Raw genomic sequence first — 18,985 nt, forward strand, 5'->3', positions numbered from 1 at the left:
ACGATTGCCGATACGGAGCGCTCGGCGCGGCCTTTCCAGCCGATCGACAGGCAGGTTCTCCACAAAGTTATCCACAGGCTGTGGGCATCGTCCGGCGCCGCTGCCTGCCGCGCGGTGCGGGACGCGCGACTTGCCGGGCGGGACGCCCGCGCGCTAGAGTGGCGGGTTCGACAGCATGCCGAAAGCCCCGCGGCGCCCGCCATTGCGGCACACTGACGCCACGCCGCGCGAGCGCATCGGCTGCGGCCGCTGCTCGGTCCCGCTGCTTCATGCCGCCGCACTTTTTTGCTGCCCTTTTTGATTGTCCGGAGAACCGCGTTGATGCTTGCCCCGCGTATCGCACCTGGCACTGCCACGCCGCCCCGCCCCCTTCGGGCGCGCCGTGCATCGCCCGTCCTTGCGGCTCGCCAATGAGCGGCCTGAACGACCGTCTCGAGGCACGCCTTGCGCGCGAATGGCAGCAGCGCGGCCCGCTTGCGTGGGCGCTGACGCCCCTCGCGTGTGTGTTCGGCGCGATTGCCGCCGCGCGCCGCGCCGCCTTCTCGTTCGGCTGGCTGAAATCCGTGCGCATTGGCGTGCCGGTGGTGGTGGTCGGCAACGTGACCGTCGGCGGCACCGGCAAGACGCCGACCGTCATCGCGCTGGTCGAAGCCTTGCGCGCCGCCGGTTTCAAGCCCGGCGTGGTGTCGCGCGGCTATGGCGCACGCGTCAAAGAACCGACGCCGGTTCTCGCGACCTCGGCGGCAAACGTCGGCGGCGACGAACCGTTGCTGATCGCGCGCCGCACCGGCGCACCGGTGTGGGTCTGCCCGGATCGCGTCGCGGCCGCGCAGGCATTGTGCGCCGCGCATCGCGAAGTCGACGTGATTGTCAGCGACGACGGCTTGCAGCACTACCGCCTCGAGCGCGATGCCGAACTGGTGGTCTTCGATCACCGGCTGGGCGGCAATGGTTTTCTGCTGCCGGCCGGTCCGCTGCGCGAGCCGCTGTCGCGCCGCCGCGACGCGACGCTGGTCAACGATCCTTACGCGCGCACACTGCCTCCCTGGCCGAATACGTTCGCGCTGCAACTTGCGCCCGCCGACGCCTGGCATCTCGACAACCCCGGTCTGCGCCGCCCGCTCGCCCAATTCAGCGGCGAGCGCGTGTTGGCGGCGGCCGGCATCGGCGCGCCGGAACGTTTTTTCGCGACGCTGCGCGCGGCCGGTCTCACGCCGACCACCCGCGCTTTGCCGGATCACTACGCGTTCGAGCGCAATCCTTTTACGGACGTCGACGCGGACACCATCCTGATAACCGAAAAGGATGCGGTAAAATTAGGGTCCTGGCGCGACGCGCGCATCTGGGTTGTTCCTGTCGAAGCCGCGCTCGATCATCGCCTCATTGCATTAGTTGTGGAGAAAGTCCGTGGACGCTCGCCTGCTTGAAATTCTCGTCTGCCCAATCTGCAAGGGCCCGCTCAGCTACGACCGTTCTGCGCAGGAACTGATCTGCAACGCGGACAAGCTTGCCTATCCCATCCGCGACGGTATTCCCGTGATGCTGGTCGACGAAGCGCGCCAGACCGTCGAAGGCACACCGGTCGACCTGAATCCGGGCTCGGTCGCCTGAATCGGGGTTGCCCGGCGCTGGCAAGATGCGGGGTGGCGGGATTCGGCGCGCCCTCGCTCTCCGATCCGCCGCAATTCACCGTCGTATTTGCCCTCTTTCCCGTTGGCGCGCGCAATGCACGACTTGCGAGCGCTTTCTTCCGGTTTCATCGCCGCCCGTCCTTCCGATGACCAACGCTAACGTCACCACTCCTCCGTTTGTCGCCGTCGTACCGGCCCGGCTCGCCTCGTCGCGCCTGCCCAACAAACCGCTCGCCGACATTGGCGGCAAGCCGATGGTGGTGCGGGTCGCCGAACGTGCCCGCGAATCGGGCGCGCAACAGGTGCTGATCGCCTCCGACGCGCAAGCGGTGCTGGATGTGGCCCGTGAGCACGGCTTCGACGCCGTGCTGACACGCGCCGATCATCCGTCGGGCACCGACCGCCTCGCGGAAGTGGCGGCGCAGTTCGGCTGGAGCGACGACACGATCGTGGTGAACGTGCAAGGCGACGAGCCGTTGATCGATCCGGCGCTCGTGTGCGGCGTCGCGTCGCACCTCGCGTCGAGCCACGGATGCGCGATCGCCACCGCCGCGCATCCGATCACCGATGCGGCGGAAATCTTCAATCCGAACGTCGTCAAGGTCGTGCTCGACGCGCGCGGCGTCGCGCTGTATTTCTCGCGCGCGCCGATTCCATGGGCACGCGACGCGTATCAAGCGCATTGGCCCGATGTGGCGTCGATGCCTGCGCCGCCGACGCCCGCGGTGGTCTATCGCCATATCGGTCTGTACGCGTATCGCGCCCAGTTCCTGCGCACCTATCCGAGCCTCGCGATTTCGCCGATCGAGCAGGTCGAAGCGCTCGAACAACTGCGCGCGATGTGGCACGGCGAGCGAATCGCGGTGCTGGTCACGGAGAATGCGCCGCTGCCCGGCGTCGACACGCCCGCCGATCTCGCGCGGGTGCAGGCTTTATTCGGGGCGTGAGCGTAAAAACCCATGGCATAATCGAACGGTTATGCGCGCCTCCCGTTAAACGCGAGAGTCAGGGTTTGCCCCGGTCGCGCCGTTGCCGGCTTGCAGCGCCGTCGTTGTCGACGTGCAGCGCGAGACCCGAAACGGCAGCCGGCGCGGGGTCCCTCGACGATTCGCGGGATGGCTGCAGCGCTACCAAAGAATTCACATAGATCTGGAGATATCACATGCGTTTGATCCTTTTGGGTGCGCCCGGCGCGGGCAAGGGCACTCAGGCAAACTTCATCAAGGAAAAATTCGGCATTCCGCAAATTTCCACCGGTGACATGCTGCGTGCCGCCGTTAAGGCAGGCACGCCGCTCGGCATTGAGGCAAAGCGCTTCATGGACGCCGGCGAGCTGGTAACGGACGAGTTGATCATCAATCTGGTGAAGGAACGTCTGCAGCAGCCGGATTGTGCGAACGGCTATCTGTTCGACGGTTTTCCGCGCACCATTCCACAAGCCGAAGCGATGAAGCAGGCAGGCGTCGCGATCGATTACGTACTGGAAATCGACGTGCCGTTCGACGAGATCATCGTGCGGATGAGCGGCCGCCGCTCGCACGCCGCGTCGGGCCGTACGTACCACGTCAAGTTCAACCCGCCGAAGGTCGAAGGTGTGGACGATGTGACCGGCGAACCGCTGATCCAGCGCGACGACGACAAGGAAGAAACGGTCAAGAAGCGCCTCGACGTGTACGTTGCACAAACCAAGCCGCTGATCGAGTACTACAATAACTGGGCGCAGAACGGCGACCCGACTACCCCGTTGAAGGCGCCGCAATATCGCCGCATTTCGGGCCTCGGCACGGTCGAAGAAATTCGCAACCGCGCGTTCGACGCGTTGAAGTAAGCTCGCGTCTGTGCTTGCCTGCCGTATAAAAACCCGCCCATGCCGGCGGGTTTTTTTATTGCGTGCCGTATCGCACGGCACGCATCGCCATGCGCCGGCGGCGCCCACCCCGCCCGATATTAATTAGCCATCCATATCAGTTTGACGGTGCTGCGGGCTTCCCGCGAGTGCCCACGGCGGTCGGTGCCCGCTTCACTTTCCGCATTGCAGCATAGCCGTTACAATCGATCATCGAAAAAATATTCGATCAAGACATTACTGAACCGAAGCAAAGGAGAAGACATGGAGATTCGTGACAACGTATTCCTGATCACCGGCGGTGCATCGGGACTCGGCGCGGCCACCGCGCGCCTGCTCGTCGAGAACGGCGGCAAGGTGGTGCTGGCCGACCTGAATCAGGACGCGGGTGACGCACTCGCGAAAGAACTCGGCGGTGTATTCGTCAAATGCGACGTGAGCCGCGAAGACGACGCCACGCAAGCTGTCGAAGCCGCCACAAAACTCGGCACGCTGCGCGGCCTCGTCAATTGCGCGGGTGTTGCGCCCGCCATCAAGACGGTCGGCAAAGACGGCCCGCATCCGCTCGAATCGTTTTCCCGCACCATCTCCATCAATCTGATCGGCACCTTTAACATGATCCGGCTCGCCGCCGCGGCCATGTCGAAGAATGAACCGAATGCGAATGGCGAGCGTGGCGTGATCATCAATACGGCCTCGGTGGCGGCATTTGACGGCCAGATCGGCCAGGCCGCGTATGCGGCGTCCAAGGGCGGCGTGGTCGGCATGACGCTGCCGATCGCCCGCGATCTGTCGCGCAACGCGATTCGTGTGATGACGATCGCGCCGGGTATCTTCGAAACGCCCATGCTGCTCGGCATGCCGCAGGAGGTGCAGGACGCGCTCGGCGCAATGGTGCCGTTCCCGCCGCGGCTGGGCAAACCGGCGGAGTACGCAATGCTGGCCAAGCAGATCTTCGACAATCCGATGCTCAACGGCGAAGTGATTCGTCTGGACGGCGCGATCCGGATGCAGCCGAAGTAACAATGCACCCGGCGAGCCGCATTGCGCGGCCGTGCCAATGAAAAACGCCTGCCGGTGAATCAGCATGACTCACTGGCAGGCGTTCTGTTTTGTCCGGTTGAAACGTTCTCAGTCGCGGTCGTCGTACTGGGTGCGTTGGCGCAGTTCATGCAACTGCGATTCCACCACCGTCGCGTCCTCAGCATCCGGCCGGTCGCCGAGATAGCGCTCGAGATCCTCGAGCGCCGGGCGCAGGTAATCGAGCCGCGCATAAGCGAACCCGCGATCGCGCACTTCCTCGATGCTGTCCGGCAGCAGGATCACAAGACGCTGCTGCACCGCCAGCAGGCGCTGCCAGCGCTCCGTCTGAAGATAAGTCGACTTCAGATTACGCAGCATGCGAGCGATGATTTCGCGGCGCGTGGCCGGCTGCAGCAACATGCGCAACGCCCGGCTCACCGAGTCGCCCGCCGAAGCCACATAGGGCTCCAGCATATCCACCATCTGCGACTCGGACAGCGAATGCCCAGTAGTCGGGTCGAGCATCACGTCGCCGTCCGGCGTTGTCACGCGCAACAGGAAGTGACCCGGAAACGACACGCCGCGCGCCGGAATGCCGATCTGCTCGGCCATCTCCAGATACAGCACCGCCAGCGAAATCGGAATGCCGCGGCGGCGCTTCAGCACTGCGTTCAGATGACTGTTGTCGGGGTCGTAATAATCGTTGAGGTTGCTGGCGAAACCCAGCTCGCGAAAGAAGAACCGGTTCAGAATGCCGACCTTCTGTCTGATGTCGGCGTCGTCCGGTATGCGGCGCTGCAAACGCAAAACCAGCTCGTCGATCTCGGCCAGCGTGCCTTGCAAATCGAGATCGGGATAAGCGTCCTGCGCGAGCGAGAGCGCCGCCTCGGTCAGCGGCAGGCTGTCATCTTCGGCAACCAGCGTACTGAAATAGTCGAGAACTCGCGTCATCGTGATCACTTCACCCGCCTTTTGAAATACGCGTACTTGAAGCCCATCAGCCAAAGCATACCGAAATATAGCGCGGCGAACAGAACGAGGCACGCCCCCAGCAACACGATGCGATCGACCGGCCGGCTGTGCATGCCGATCCAGTCGAAGCTGATCGCGAACCAATGCATCGCGCCGGCCAGCACCAGGCAGGCGCCGAACAACTGCACGAAGAACTTCAACCAGCCTTTCGACGGTGTATAGATGCCGCGCTTGCGCAAACCGAGGAACAGGAACAGCGCGTTGACGCAAGCACCGAGCCCGACGCTCAGCGTGAGGCCCGCATGCGCGAAAATCGGCACGAACAGATAGTTGCTCATCTGTGTGGCGATCAGCACGCCGACGCCGATCTTCACGGGCGTCTTGATGTCCTGCTTGGCGTAAAAACCGGGCGCGAGGATCTTGATGAGAATCAGGCCGATGAGACCGATGCCGTACGCAGACAGCGCGCGACCGACCATCACCACGGCGTTGCCGTCGAACTTACCGTAGTGGAACAGCGTCGCGGTGAGCGGCTGAGCGAAGAAAAACAGCGCGATGGCGCTGGGCGCCGCCAGCAGGAAGGTGACACGCAGCCCCCAGTCGAGCAGCGACGAATATTCGTGCGAATCGGCATCCACGTGCGCCTTCGAGAGGCTCGGCAGCAGGATCGTGCCAAGCGCGACACCGAGCAGCGCGGTCGGAAACTCCATCAGCCGGTCGGCGTAATTGATCCAGGAAACAGCACCCGGGCCGATCCGCGACGCAATGTTGGTGTTGATGATCAGGCTGATCTGCGCGACCGATACGGCGAACATTGCCGGCACCATCTTCGACAGAACCCGCTTCACACCGCGATGCGCGAGCGCTTTAAGTGGATTCAGGCCGATGCGCGGCAGCATGTCGATCTTCTTCAGACCTGGCAGTTGCACGATGAACTGCAGCACGCCGCCGGCGATCACCGCCCACGCGAGCGCATAAACCGGCGTTTGCAGGCGCGGCGCGACGAACACCGCCGCGAAGATGAAAGCCACGTTCAGCAGGACCGGCGCGAACGCGGGCAGCGAAAAATTCTTGTACGTATTCAGCACGCCGGACGCCAGCGACGTCAGCGAGATGAAAATGATGTACGGGAACATGATGCGCGTCATCGTGACCGCGAGCGCATAGGCATGGCCCTCATGCGCGAGTCCCGACGCGACGATGAACACCACGCCCGAGGCCCCCACCACGCCGATCAGCGAGAGAATCGCGAGCGCCCAGGCCAGCACCGTCGAGGTGGCGTCGACCAGCGCCTTGGTGGCGTCGTGTCCTTGCTGGTTCTTGAACTCGGCGAGAATCGGCACGAAGGCCTGCGAGAACGCACCCTCGGCGGAAATGCGGCGCAGCAGGTTCGGGATGCGGAAGGCGACGTAAAACGCGTCAGTGTATTGACTGGCGCCGAACGCGCGGGCGATCAGCGTTTCGCGGGCCAGTCCGGTCACGCGCGACAGCAGCGTGAAGCCGCTGACCGTCAGCAGGGCTCGGAATAGATTCATGGGGCGCTTATTATACGGGTGCCGCAGGGGCGGACGACGAGCCAGAACGCGAATCGGACCGATTTGCGCCGCATACGTTCGTTCAGACGAGCGAATCGGGCCGTTTTATGGTTGTTTTTTTGTTGGCCGCCGTACCCGCGCCGCACCCCCTGCGTGCCGGGCCTGCCATCCGCTCGCCTGTTGCCGCACGGTCGTCGGCACACCCGCAGACGATCCCGCCCTAGTCAGGGCCGGCAGAATCCCGGATCTCGCGCGGCAACCGGCACGCCGCGCCCGACGATTCCCCGTTGCCACGTGCCTGATTTTGTTGCTATAATCGCCGGTTTCGAAGCTCGCTCAATTTTCGGACGGGGTTCAGGTCGGCATCAAACGGTCACCTTTATCCTCGAAATACTCCGAACACGGGCGCGCCTTCGCGTAGTCCGATCGATTTTTTTCGACACTTTTTGCGCTCTTGGGCAATCGCTTCCAAGAGTTCGATCTAAAAGCAGCACCTCACCCACTTGAAGGTCAGGTACTGGAAACAGGAACAGGATAAGGAACCGTCATGGCTAACTCCGCACAAGCACGTAAGCGCGCCCGCCAGGCCGCCAAGGCAAACTCGCACAACTCGGCACTGCGCTCGAAGTTCCGCACGGCTATCAAGGCTGTCCGCAAGGCAATCGAAGCCGGCGACAAGGCTAAGGCCGCTGAGATCTTCCAGGCATCGTCGAAGACCATCGACATCATCGCCGACAAGAAAATCGTCCACAAGAACAAGGCAGCTCGTAACAAGAGCCGTCTGGCTGCAGCCCTCAAAGGTCTGCAAGCGCCTGCAGCGCAGTAAATTCGGTCAGCCCGCTTCGGTGGGCTACCTCCTGTTTCCGCTGCAACGGAAAGGCTCGCTTCGGCGGGCTTTTTTGCTTGGGGCTTGCCTCGAGTTTGCCTACTAACGGCAGCGGATACGGACCTTCACCGGTTCGCGCCTCAGTTAGCGGCACATCGACTCCACAGCACCCATGCCACCCGCCCTGAAGTCATTGCTTCAGGCACAAAAAAACCCGCTGGCTGCGGGTTTTTGCTTTTTTGCCGATCCGGCAGAAGCTCCTGCTAGATCACATGCCTCTTCTCTTGCGGCGCCGGGTGCTGCTCGAGTTGCAACTCGCAAGCCTCCGTCACGACGAGATCGTTGTCTTTTGCGAAGTTCAAAACGAAATCAAAGGCCATCGGCTCGATATCGCGCAAACGCGAATCGAGAATCACGCACTTGAGGTCACCGATCATGGTGGGCCGCACGTACAGCGAGTATTGCAGGTAAGCGTTCGGCCCCTTGCCGCCCGGGCTGGGACCAAAGCATGCCATGACGCCTGCGAGCCGCTCCGACCAGTCGCTCGGCCGAAACTTTTTCCCGGTCGACGTGATGCCCTGAATGAAATATTCGGTTGGAGCTGCTTCGGCCATGTAGGAATACCTGTGTGACTGCCCAGCGGAATGACGGCAAAGCTGACTGCAAAGCGGCTTTGGGATGCCTGAACACGTGACCACGCCTGATTGGCGAGCTGCGCCGCCAGATACCGCGAAGGGCCGGACAGGCCGCCGCGGCGCTCATCATGACGGCGCACCGCGACGAAACTTTCCGGAGCGCGCGAGCCGTGTCCCGCAAGCTCGATATCAGCCTGCTGGGCTTAGGGATAACCGGTAGATTATAGCGCAGCGGACCTTTTTCCGCAGCGCACACAAGCCTCGTTTGAGGGTTGCAAACGGCTTTCAGCCGGCTTGCCGGACGTTTTAGCCGACTCGTCAAACGAGGCGAAATCCTTTATGCTGCATTGAGTTACCACAAACGACGGCGGCGCCGTCCGGCAATCCTGCCGGGTGAGACCGCCGTATTTGTTTCATGACCGCCAAGAAAATTCGCCACTACCTGCAGTTCAAGGATTTCTCGCTGGACGACTACGAGTACGTACTGGAACGCGCGCGCATTCTCAAACGCAAGTTCAAGAACTACGAGACGTACCATCCGCTGCACGACCGCACGCTGGCGATGATCTTCGAGAAAAATTCGACGCGCACGCGCCTGTCGTTCGAAGCCGGCATCTTCCAGCTAGGCGGCCACGCCGTCTTCATGAGTACGCGCGACACGCAGCTCGGCCGCGGCGAACCGATTGAAGACGCGGCGCAGGTGATCTCGCGCATGGTCGACATCATCATGATCCGCACGTTCGGCCAGGACATTCTTCAGCGCTTCGCCGAGAATTCCCGCGTGCCGGTGATCAATGGGCTGACCAACGAATATCACCCGTGCCAGGTGCTGGCGGACATCTTCACGTATTTCGAGCATCGCGGTCCGATTCGCGGCAAGACGGTCGCATGGGTCGGCGACGCCAACAACATGCTGTACACGTGGATCGAAGCCGCGCAGATTCTCGGTTTCAAGCTGCGCCTGTCCACGCCGCCGGGCTACAAACTCGACCACGCAATGGTCGCGCCGGAAAGCGCCCCGTTCTATCAGGAATTCGACGATCCGAACGAGGCTTGCACCGGTGCCGATCTGGTCACCACCGACGTGTGGACCAGCATGGGCTTCGAGGCCGAAAACGAAGCCCGCAAGAAAGCCTTCGCGGACTGGTGCGTAGACGCCGACATGATGGCGCGCGCCAATTCCGACGCATTGTTCATGCACTGCCTGCCCGCCCATCGCGGCGAGGAAGTCAGCGCGGAAGTGATCGACGGCCCGCAAAGCGTCGTGTGGGACGAAGCGGAAAATCGTCTGCACGTGCAAAAGGCGTTGATGGAATATCTGCTGCTCGGCAAGCTCAATCACTGAGCGAGCCGCTACGCAGCACCTGCGTGAAGCGCGACGGGGCCTTGAATACGAGGCAAGGCATCCACGTTTAGCGCCACGCATCAGGCCGGTGTCCGCGGGCTGTTCACGGGTTGTTCACGCTCCCAAGTGGACCCGGCTTACCCGCCGCCCTGCCCCAAAAACACGGGCAAGCGGCGGTTTAGTGTCAAAATAGTGGTTTTCCGCGCTCCGGAACCGCCGGTGCGCCTTGTTTTCCAGCTTTCTCCAGCTACGAGTTCACCATGAGCGATATCAAGAAAGTCGTGCTCGCCTATTCGGGCGGCCTCGACACCTCCGTCATCCTGAAGTGGTTGCAGGACAACTACGACGCCGAAGTCGTCACGTTTACGGCCGACATCGGCCAGGGCGAAGAGCTGGAACCGGCGCGCAAAAAGGCCCTGCAACTCGGCATCAAGCCGGACAACATCTTCATTGAAGACCTGCGTGAAGAGTTCGTGCGCGACTACGTGTTCCCGATGTTCCGCGCCAACACGATCTATGAAGGCGAATACCTGCTGGGCACGTCGATCGCGCGTCCGCTGATCGCCAAGCGTCAGATCGAAATCGCCCGCGCCACCGGCGCGCAAGCGGTCTCGCACGGCGCAACCGGCAAGGGCAACGACCAGGTTCGCTTCGAACTCGGCTACTACGCGCTGGAACCGGGCATCAAGGTGATCGCGCCGTGGCGTGAATGGGATCTGCTGTCGCGCGAAAAGCTGCTCGCGTACGCCGAAAAGGCCGGCATTCCGATCGAAATGAAGCACAAGCAAGGCGGCGCGCCGTATTCGATGGACGCGAACCTGCTGCACATCTCGTTCGAAGGCCGTCACCTGGAAGACCCAAAGGCCGAGGCCGAAGCCGATATGTGGCGTTGGACGGTGTCGCCGGAACAGGCGCCGGATCAGGCTGAGTATCTCGACATCGAGTATGAGCACGGCGACCCGGTCGCGATCAACGGCAAGCGTTTGTCGCCGGCCGAGATGCTGACCGAGCTTAACCGCCTGGGCGGCAAGCACGGCATCGGCCGTCTGGATCTGGTCGAAAACCGTTACGTCGGCATGAAGTCGCGCGGCTGCTATGAAACGCCGGGCGGCACGATCATGCTGAAGGCGCACCGCGGTATCGAGTCGATCACGCTCGACCGTGAAGTCGCTCACCTGAAAGACGATCTGATGGCCCGTTACGCGTCGCTGATTTATAACGGCTACTGGTGGAGCCCGGAGCGCCGCGCCATCCAGGTGCTGATCGACCATACGCAAGAGAAGGTCAACGGCTGGGTGCGTGTAAAGCTGTACAAGGGCAGCGTCTCGGTTGTCGCGCGCGATTCGAAAGAAACGCTGTTCGACAAGACGATCGCCACGTTCGACGACGACGGCGGCGCTTACAACCAGGCCGATGCTGGCGGCTTCATCAAGCTGAACGCGCTGCGTATGCGGATTGCTGAAAACGCACGTCGTCAACGCGGCTGAGCACGGGTTTCAGTGCAGGCTAACTTCGCGTGAGCGAAGTTAAGCGCCGCAAGGCGTGACCGGCACTGAATCACAGACGCAAAAAAAGGCGCCGGGAGTTTTCTCCCGGCGCCTTTTTTCCTTGCCGCAAGCCACTTACGCCATCACAAACAAACCGGTTCCGCCTCCAGCTCCACCCCAAACCGTGCCAGCACGTCCCGCTGCACCGCCTTTGCAAGCGCCAATACCTCCGCCCCGCTTGCGCCGCCGAGATTCACCAGCACCAGCGCCTGCCGCTGATGCACCGCCGCCGCGCCCATCGCACGGCCTTTCCAGCCACATCGATCGATCAACCAGCCAGCGGCGAGCTTCACCCGGCCGTCCGGTTGAAGGTAAGACACGACCTCTGGCTCCTTGAGCTTCAGCGCCTCGAACTGCGCCGCTTCCACGACCGGATTCTTGAAGAAACTCCCCGCGTTACCAAGCTGAAGCGGGTCGGGCAGCTTGGCGCGCCGCACCGCGACCACCGCGTCGAAAATCGCCTGCGCACTCGGCGCGGCCGCGGCATGGCCGCCCGCAGCCAGTTCGCGCGCGATATCCGCATAGCCGGCGCGCGGCTGCCAAACTTTCGGCAAACGGAACGTGACCGAAGTAATCACAAAACGGTCGCGCCCTTCCCGCTTGAAAAAACTGTCACGGTAGCCGAATCGGCAAGCGGCGGCATCGAGTTCGACCACGGCGCCCGTTTCCAGCTCAACCGCTCGCAGCGACGCAAACCGCTCGCACATTTCCAGCCCGTACGCGCCGATGTTCTGAATCGGCGCTGCGCCCACCGTGCCGGGAATCAGCGCGAGGTTCTCCAATCCAGGCAGCCCTTGCGACAAAGTCCATGCGACAAACTCGTGCCACGGCTCGCCGGCGGCCGCCTCGACGTACCAGGCGTCATCGTCCTCACGCACGACGCGGCGGCCTCGCAGCGCCACTAGCAGCACCAGTCCGGCGAAGTCGTCCGTCAGCACGACGTTGCTGCCGCCGCCCAGCACCAGCCGCGGCAAGCCGGTGGCGCGCGGATCGCGCACGGCAGCCATCAGTTGCGCTTCGTGCTCGATCCGGCACGCGAAGTGCGCGCGAACATCGAAACCGAAGGTGTTATGCGCCTTCAGCGGATAGCCGGCAACGAACGCGGCAGAGTCGGATAGAGACATCGGAATAGAAAGAATGGGACGGCGAACGAAACGGCATCTGGCCCCTGCCGCGCGACAATGCGCGGCGGCCTTAGGCAAAAGGGAGTGGCATCGGTAAAATGACACCAGGTTCGTGATTATAGCGAGTGCCCCGTGAGCAGCCGACCGGTTGCGCCACGCACCGCAGCACCATTGGGAGAAAACAATGCCATCGTTTGACGTCGTCTGCGAAGCGGACATGATCGAAGTCAAGAACGCGATCGAGCAGTCCAACAAGGAAATTTCAACCCGCTTCGACTTCAAAGGGTCGGACGCGCGTGTCGAGCAGAAGGAAAGTGAAATCACGGCCTACGCCGACGACGATTTCAAGCTCGGCCAGGTCAAGGACGTCCTGCTGTCGAAAATGGCCAAGCGCAATGTGGACGTGCGCTTTCTCGACTACGGCAAGATCGAGAAGATCGGCGGCGACAAGGTCAAGCAGGTCATCAAGATCAAGAAAGGCGTCTCCGGCGATCTGTCGAAGAAAATCGTGCGCCTCGTGAAGGACAGCAAGATCAAGGTCCAGGCGAGCATTCAGGGCGATGCGGTGCGCATCACAGGCGGCAAGCGCGACGACTTGCAAAGCGTGATCGCAATGCTGCGCAAGGACGTGACTGACACGCCGCTCGACTTCAACAACTTCCGTGACTGACACGCGTGACGCTTAAAACCAGGCATGTGTGGACGCCTGGTAGCGGACGTGCGTTGAGGCCCCGTTGAGGCCCGCCAATGGGTCCACGCTCAAGACTCGTTACCGCCGGCCGCGCTCCCCGCTGCGTCGGTTTTCTTCTTGTCGCCGATGCGGCTTTCCTGGCCGCGCATCAGCTTGGCGATATTGCCGCGGTGACGCCATACCAGCAGCGAACTCATCACGACAATCGCCAGCGCGATGATATGCGGCCCGAACAGAAAACCGTCGAAGAGCGGCGCGAATACGGCCGCGGCCAAAGCCGCCAGCGACGAATAGCGCGTGAAGAATGCCACGATCAGCCACGTCAGCAACGTAGCAATGCCGAGGATCGGATTGATCGCGAGCAGCACACCCGCGGCGGTCGCCACACCCTTGCCGCCCTTGAAGCGGAAGAAAACCGGATACAGATGACCGAGAAACACGGCGATGCTCGCTATCGCCACCGACGTATCGTCGAGCCCGTAGCGCGCGCCGAAGTGCACCACGAACCACACCGGCAACCAGCCTTTGAAGGCGTCGCCGATCAGCGTGAGAATCGCGGCCTTCTTGCTGCCGCTGCGTAGCACGTTAGTGGCGCCCGGATTGCCCGAACCATACGAGCGCGGGTCGTCCAGCCCCATTGCAGCGCTCACGATCACGGCAAACGACACCGAGCCGATCAGGTAGGCAACGACAGCAACGATCAGGTTTTGCATCTGGGGACTCTTATAAGGATCGGCGGTCTGAAACTCGATACTTCAACCGCAACAGGGAACAAGGCGGCGCACATTCTACCGAACCCGCCTGCCCGGCCAACATTCAGGCAAACGTCAATCGACGCTCGCGCACTGAACCGGCTGCGCCGCCAGCAAACCGGTCAAGATCCCGGGCTCGATGCTGACCAGAAAACCTCGCCGGCCGCCGTTCAGCCAGATTTTGTCCAACTCGAGAATACTGGACTCCACGTACACCGGCATCTGCTTGCGCGTGCCGAACGGCGACGTGCCGCCGATCAGATAACCCGAATGGCGGTTCGCCACCTCGGGCTTGCACGGCTCGACGCGTTTCACGCCAATCTGCCGCGCCAGATTCTTGGTGCTGACGGTGCGGTCGCCGTGCATCAGCACGATCAGCGGCTTGGCGTGCTCGTCTTCCATCACCAAAGTCTTCACGACATGATGTTCGTCCACACCGAGCTGGCGCGCCGACTCTTCAGTGCCGCCATGCTCGACATAATCATAAGGATGCTCGCCGAAAGTGACGCCATGGCGGCGCAGAAACTGCGTCGCGGGCGTTTCGGAGACGTGTCTGGATTTGCTCATCGGCGCATTGTAATAGCGAGTTTGCACAACGGCTATTTGCCGAACGGCCAATTGTGCGGGCCCGGCGATTGTGGCACGATCGTTCGCAAATGTTCCGGCGCACCGCATGCCGGGTACCGGATTGCTTCCTGGAGACAGCGTTGAACCTCGATTCCTCCACCCGTTCCACTATCGACATCCCCGCGTTACTGGCCGGCCTGCCCACGCGTATCGCCGAAATCCCGGTGCTTGCGGCCGCGCGGGATCCGCAGCACGTCGCCTTGATCGAGGACGCGCGCCGCTTGACCAATGCACAGCTTCTGGAGGCCGTCGACGCCGCCGCCGCGCTGCTGCGCGAATGGGGGGTGCGTGGCGGCGATCGGGTGATGATCGTGGCCGAGAACAGCATCGCGCAGATCGTGCTGCTGTTCGCGACCGCGAAACTCGACGCGTGGGCGCTGGTGTCGAACGCGCGCCTGTCGGCTGCGGAACTCGACGCGATCCGTGCGCATGCGCAGCCTCGCGTGGTCGCCTACGCGGTCGAAAGCTCCGTGGATGCCCAACAGCATGCCGAGCGGCATCAAGCCGTCAAGGCGCCTGCCATCACGCCGGATATCGGCGGCTGGTCGTACGCGATCGACGCCAACGCGCAAGCCGAGCCGGTCGAAGCCGCCAGTCACCGCCAATGCGCCGCGCTGATCTACACCACGGGAACCACCGGCGCGCCGAAGGGCGTGATGCTGTCGCATCGCAATCTGCTCTTCATCGCGGCCGTGTCGAGCCGCTTGCGCAAAGTCGGGCCGGACGATGTGGTGTACGCCGTCCTGCCGATCTCGCATGTGTACGGTTTCGCCTCGGTTTGCCTTGGCAGCCTGCACGCCGGCGCAACCTTGCGGCTCGCCCCGCGTTTCGCGCCAGAAGCGGTGCGGCGCGCGCTCGCCGAAGAACGCGTCTCGATCTTCCAGGGCGTTCCGGCCATGCACGCCAAACTGCTCGAACATCTGCACACGCACGGCCACGCCTGGTCCGCGCCACGTCTGCGCTTCGCCTATTCGGGCGGCTCGCCGCTCGATGCTGCACTAAAGGCGCACGTCGAAACCGTCTACGGCCTTACGCTGCACAACGGCTACGGTATGACCGAAAGCAGCCCGACCGTCTCGCACACCATGCTCGACGCACCGCGCAGCGATTGCTCGGTCGGCGAAGTCATTCCCGGCGTCGACGTGCGGTTCGTCGGACCCGATGGCGTGGATGCTGCGGCGGGCGAAATCGGCGAACTATGGGTTCGCGGTCCGAACGTGATGCTCGGCTATTACCGGAACCCTGAGCAGACCCGCACTGCCGTCACCGAAGACGGTTGGCTCAAAACCGGCGACCTCGCCCGCCAGGACGCGGACGGTGCATTGCATATCGTCGGGCGCAGCAAGGAGCTGATCATCCGCTCGGGCTTCAACGTGTATCCGTCGGAAGTCGAGCATGTGTTGAACGCGCATCCGCAGGTAGTGCAATCGGCCGTGATCGGGCGCGCGGTAGAGGGCAACGAAGAAGTGGTCGCGTTCGTCGAATTGATCGCGGGAGCAACGGTGTCGCCAGCGGAACTGATCGCGTGGTGCGGCGAGCGTCTCGCGCCCTACAAGCGTCCTGCTGAAGTGAAGGTGCTCGCCGCGCTGCCGGCGGCGTCGACGGGCAAGATTCTCAAGCACCGGTTGCGCGAGTTCATCTAACGGCGCGGGCAAACGCGAGTAGCACGCCTTGTGTGAATCATCCGCGCGGATGATGCTGCGCATGCAACGACTTCAGCCGTTCGCGGGCCACGTGCGTATAGATCTGCGTGGTCGAGATATCCGTATGGCCGAGCAGCAGTTGCACGACGCGCAGGTCGGCGCCATGGTTCAGCAGGTGCGTCGCGAACGCGTGCCGCAGCGTATGCGGCGAGAGCGGCGCGTGCACATCGGCCGCTGCCGCGTGACGCTTGATGATGTTCCAGAACTGCTGACGGGTCATGCCCTCCGCGCGGCTCGTGACGAACAGCGCATCCGTCGCGCGCGCGCCCAGCAAAGCAGGCCGCGCTTCGCGCAGATAGCGTTCGATCCAGCCGTGAGCCTCTTCGCCGAATGGAATCAGGCGCTCTTTCGAACCCTTGCCCATCACACGCACGACGCCTTCGTTCAGGCCCACTTCCACGGTCTTCAACGTGACGAGTTCGGTGACACGCAAACCGCTCGCGTACATCAACTCCAGCATGGTGCGGTCGCGCAGGCCCAAGGGCGTGTCGATATCCGGCGCACCGAGCAGCGCCTCAACCTGGGCTTCAGTGAGCGTCGACGGAAAACGCGGCGGCTGCTTGGCCGAACGGATGCGTACCGTCGGATCGACCTTTGCGCGATGTTCGCGCACCGCCCAACCGTAGTAGCGGCGAAACACCGAGAGGCGCCGGTTCGCCGAGGTCGATTTGTCTTTCTGGCGCGCCGCGCTGTAGGCGTTGAGATCGGCCTCACTGGCGGTATCGAGCGACGCGTTGCGGGTTTGTGCGAGCCATTCGCAGAACAACCGCAGATCGCGCCGGTACGCGTCGAGCGTGTTGCGCGACAAGCCGTGTTCGAGCCACAGCGCGTCGCAGAATGCATCGATCGAGGCCGAGCTCGCGACAAACAAAGGCGACGCGACGAGCGCGTCTTCAGTCACGGTGTCGCTCATGCGTAGGGAATGCCTTCATGCGCCAGAAGCCAACGCTTGACGTTGCGAAAGAAGCCGTCTCCACCCGTATGCGCGAATCCGCCGATGCCGCTCGAACTCACCACCCGATGACACGGAACCACAATCGGGAAATAGTTGGAGCCGCACGCCTGGCCGACCGCGCGCGGGACGCTGCCGACCTGCCGTGCCAGTTGTCCATAGGTCAGCACGACACCGGGCGGGATGTCGCTGATCGCTTGCCATACGCGGCGCTGGAACGCGGTGCCGACCTGCGCCAGTGGCAATTCGAACTTCGCCGACGCACGCTCGAAATAACGCTCGATCTGCCCGGCTGCCTGTCTGGCCAATAGCGTGTCCGGTGCAACGCTCTGCACCGACTCCGGCAAATAGACGATCTCGCGCACGGCCTCGCCTTCGAGACGAATGCCGACCTTGCCGAACGGTGCATCGATCACTGCGTTGAACATGGTGCTTGCCTCATGACTGAACCGGTGCCTTTTAAACTTCGCGGTAGCGTACCTGCATGGCGTGCAGGCATGCACCCGCCACCGGATTGCCGCTACTTTACGCCGCTTCCAACGCCCATTCCACATGCTCTCGCACAACGGCAGAGGGGTCTCCGACGCGCAATTCAAGCGCGTGCACAATCGCCGCGCGCGCATCCGCGCCCAGATGCTCCGAAGGGGCCCGCAGCGCATTGCCCATCCCCACCGCCAGATTGCGCAACCAGCTCTCATAGCCGATACGGCGAATCGCACTCCCCTGCATGCGCGTATCGAAGTCCTCCGCGCTCCATGCAAACAGCTCGACCAGCGTCGCGCGATCGAGCCCGTGCCGCACATCGAAATCGGCGACCGGTGCGGCCTGCGCAAACTTGTTCCACGGACAGACGAGCTGGCAATCGTCGCAGCCATACACACGATTACCGATCAGCGGCCGCATTTCCAGGGGAATATTGCCCTTCAATTCGATCGTCAGATAGGAAATGCAGAGGCGCGCATCGACCTTGTACGGCGCAACAATCGCACCCGTCGGGCAGGCGTCGATGCAGCGCGTGCAACTGCCGCAATGCGCGCCCGGCGTTTCAGGCGCATCGTCGGGCGAGGTCTCGGCATCGGCAGGCAAGGGCACATCGACGTAGATCTCGCCGAGAAAAAACAGCGACCCCGCATCGCGTTGCAGCAGCAGCGTGTGCTTACCGCGCCAGCCGATGCCGGCCTTCTGGGCCAATTCAACTTCGAGTACCGGCGCCGAATCGGTAAATACGCGGTAGCCGAATGCACCAATCGCCGCCTCTATTTTCTCGGCTAGTTGTTGCAGACGGTTACGCATCACCTTGTGATAATCGCGGCCCCGCGCATAGATCGAGACCACCGCCGCCGATGGGTCCGCAAGCCGCGCATGCTCGGCTGCGCGCCAGTCTTGCGGTATCCGCGGCGAGTCCTGCAAAGCGCTTTCGTGTGCCTTTCCACTCAATGTCTGAGCGGGCAAATAGGCGATGCGCGCGGTAATCACACGTCGCGTGCCGGCCACAAGCTCGGCGGGCCGCGCGCGTTTCATACCGTGTTTCGCCATATAATCCATCTCGCCGTGGCAACCCGCGTCCAGCCATGCTGCAAGCGGCGCTTCGGCAGCGGAGAGGTCGGTGTCGCTGATACCGACTGCCCCGAAACCCAGTTCACGGCCCCACGTTTTGATGTCGAGCGCGAGCGCGTTCAGCGCCGTTTCATCGAAACGACGTTCGGCATGCGCATCGTCGTCGGACGTGGGCATGCCAGAAACAGGGGACTCCGGACTTCGGTTCATCACGCCATT

Annotated in this window: 19 protein-coding genes; 10 read left to right on the top strand and 9 right to left on the bottom strand. The window is 62.8% G+C overall.

Annotation, left to right across the window (positions count from 1 at the left end):
- Positions 1–410 precede the first annotated feature (410 nt).
- The 5 genes from lpxK to AC57B6_RS31415 all read left to right on the top strand — a co-directional run bounded on the left by lpxK (position 411) and on the right by AC57B6_RS31415 (position 4,500).
- Entirely contained in the window at positions 411–1,427 is a 1,017-nt protein-coding gene (gene lpxK / locus AC57B6_RS31395; protein ID WP_035519901.1) for a tetraacyldisaccharide 4'-kinase, read from the top strand.
- A complete protein-coding gene (locus AC57B6_RS31400) occupies positions 1,408–1,611 on the top strand; it encodes a Trm112 family protein (RefSeq protein WP_006050060.1) in 204 nt (67 codons plus the stop codon). Before lpxK ends, AC57B6_RS31400 begins: the two co-directional genes overlap by 20 nt.
- A 166-nt stretch (positions 1,612–1,777) precedes the next feature.
- Positions 1,778–2,578, top strand: coding sequence for a 3-deoxy-manno-octulosonate cytidylyltransferase (gene kdsB / locus AC57B6_RS31405; protein ID WP_496422785.1), 801 nt, complete (start codon positions 1,778–1,780; stop codon positions 2,576–2,578).
- A gap of 215 nt (positions 2,579–2,793) precedes the next feature.
- A complete protein-coding gene (adk, locus tag AC57B6_RS31410; RefSeq protein ID WP_028197934.1) occupies positions 2,794–3,459 on the top strand; it encodes an adenylate kinase in 666 nt (221 codons plus the stop codon).
- A 282-nt stretch (positions 3,460–3,741) separates the two neighbouring features.
- Positions 3,742–4,500, top strand: coding sequence for a 3-hydroxyacyl-CoA dehydrogenase (locus AC57B6_RS31415; protein ID WP_028197935.1), 759 nt, complete (start codon positions 3,742–3,744; stop codon positions 4,498–4,500).
- A gap of 108 nt (positions 4,501–4,608) precedes the next feature.
- Here the strand turns inward: AC57B6_RS31415 and AC57B6_RS31420 are convergent, their stop codons facing one another.
- Together AC57B6_RS31420 and murJ are read right to left on the bottom strand one after the other, a co-directional pair.
- The gene (locus AC57B6_RS31420; RefSeq protein WP_028197936.1) at positions 4,609–5,451 is read right to left on the bottom strand and encodes a SirB1 family protein; all 843 of its coding nucleotides are present in this window, start codon (positions 5,449–5,451) and stop codon (positions 4,609–4,611) included.
- A gap of 5 nt (positions 5,452–5,456) precedes the next feature.
- On the bottom strand, positions 5,457–7,007 hold the full coding sequence (gene murJ, locus AC57B6_RS31425) for a murein biosynthesis integral membrane protein MurJ (RefSeq protein ID WP_030101116.1): 1,551 nt from the start codon (positions 7,005–7,007) through the stop codon (positions 5,457–5,459).
- 547 nt (positions 7,008–7,554) lie between these two features.
- On the opposite strand from murJ, the gene rpsT reads away from it, so the two are divergent.
- On the top strand, positions 7,555–7,833 hold the full coding sequence (rpsT, locus tag AC57B6_RS31430) for a 30S ribosomal protein S20 (protein WP_028197938.1): 279 nt from the start codon (positions 7,555–7,557) through the stop codon (positions 7,831–7,833).
- 263 nt (positions 7,834–8,096) lie between these two features.
- Here the strand turns inward: rpsT and AC57B6_RS31435 are convergent, their stop codons facing one another.
- Positions 8,097–8,447 carry a DUF3579 domain-containing protein gene (locus AC57B6_RS31435; protein ID WP_028197939.1) on the bottom strand — a complete coding sequence of 117 codons (351 nt, stop codon included), beginning with the start codon at positions 8,445–8,447 and terminating at the stop codon, positions 8,097–8,099.
- A gap of 436 nt (positions 8,448–8,883) precedes the next feature.
- Here AC57B6_RS31435 and argF point away from each other — a divergent pair, with 436 nt between their 5' ends.
- Together argF and AC57B6_RS31445 are read left to right on the top strand one after the other, a co-directional pair.
- Positions 8,884–9,813, top strand: coding sequence for an ornithine carbamoyltransferase (gene argF, locus AC57B6_RS31440; RefSeq protein ID WP_028197940.1), 930 nt, complete (start codon positions 8,884–8,886; stop codon positions 9,811–9,813).
- Between the two features lie 260 nt (positions 9,814–10,073).
- Complete coding sequence (locus tag AC57B6_RS31445; protein WP_028197941.1) at positions 10,074–11,300, top strand: argininosuccinate synthase; 1,227 nt, start codon at positions 10,074–10,076, stop codon at positions 11,298–11,300.
- A 143-nt stretch (positions 11,301–11,443) separates the two neighbouring features.
- Here AC57B6_RS31445 and murB read toward each other — a convergent pair whose 3' ends face one another.
- Positions 11,444–12,484, bottom strand: a complete 1,041-nt coding sequence (gene murB / locus AC57B6_RS31450) for a UDP-N-acetylmuramate dehydrogenase (RefSeq protein ID WP_496422786.1) — start codon at positions 12,482–12,484, stop codon at positions 11,444–11,446.
- A 184-nt stretch (positions 12,485–12,668) separates the two neighbouring features.
- Here murB and AC57B6_RS31455 point away from each other — a divergent pair, with 184 nt between their 5' ends.
- Positions 12,669–13,154 (top strand): YajQ family cyclic di-GMP-binding protein, encoded by a 486-nt coding sequence (locus tag AC57B6_RS31455; protein WP_030101113.1) that lies wholly within the window; start codon positions 12,669–12,671, stop codon positions 13,152–13,154.
- Between the two features lie 89 nt (positions 13,155–13,243).
- Here the strand turns inward: AC57B6_RS31455 and plsY are convergent, their stop codons facing one another.
- Both plsY and ybaK read right to left on the bottom strand, forming a co-directional pair.
- Positions 13,244–13,888, bottom strand: a complete 645-nt coding sequence (plsY, locus tag AC57B6_RS31460; protein ID WP_028197944.1) for a glycerol-3-phosphate 1-O-acyltransferase PlsY — start codon at positions 13,886–13,888, stop codon at positions 13,244–13,246.
- A 114-nt stretch (positions 13,889–14,002) separates the two neighbouring features.
- Positions 14,003–14,494: a Cys-tRNA(Pro) deacylase gene (gene ybaK, locus AC57B6_RS31465; RefSeq protein ID WP_028197945.1), complete on the bottom strand. Its 492-nt coding sequence runs from the start codon at positions 14,492–14,494 to the stop codon at positions 14,003–14,005.
- 140 nt (positions 14,495–14,634) lie between these two features.
- Here ybaK and AC57B6_RS31470 point away from each other — a divergent pair, with 140 nt between their 5' ends.
- Positions 14,635–16,197 (top strand): class I adenylate-forming enzyme family protein, encoded by a 1,563-nt coding sequence (locus tag AC57B6_RS31470; protein WP_496422787.1) that lies wholly within the window; start codon positions 14,635–14,637, stop codon positions 16,195–16,197.
- A 37-nt stretch (positions 16,198–16,234) separates the two neighbouring features.
- Here the strand turns inward: AC57B6_RS31470 and xerD are convergent, their stop codons facing one another.
- The 3 genes from xerD to queG all read right to left on the bottom strand — a co-directional run bounded on the left by xerD (position 16,235) and on the right by queG (position 18,976).
- Positions 16,235–17,170 (bottom strand): site-specific tyrosine recombinase XerD, encoded by a 936-nt coding sequence (gene xerD / locus AC57B6_RS31475; protein ID WP_496422788.1) that lies wholly within the window; start codon positions 17,168–17,170, stop codon positions 16,235–16,237.
- Complete coding sequence (locus tag AC57B6_RS31480) at positions 17,167–17,637, bottom strand: methylated-DNA--[protein]-cysteine S-methyltransferase (protein ID WP_106352495.1); 471 nt, start codon at positions 17,635–17,637, stop codon at positions 17,167–17,169. The genes xerD and AC57B6_RS31480 overlap by 4 nt, the downstream gene beginning before the upstream one ends.
- A gap of 97 nt (positions 17,638–17,734) precedes the next feature.
- The gene (gene queG, locus AC57B6_RS31485; RefSeq protein WP_496422789.1) at positions 17,735–18,976 is read right to left on the bottom strand and encodes a tRNA epoxyqueuosine(34) reductase QueG; all 1,242 of its coding nucleotides are present in this window, start codon (positions 18,974–18,976) and stop codon (positions 17,735–17,737) included.
- Between the last annotated feature and the right edge of the window lie 9 nt (positions 18,977–18,985).

The organism is Paraburkholderia sp. BGA-UO-ETr-F12, from assembly GCF_059567945.1.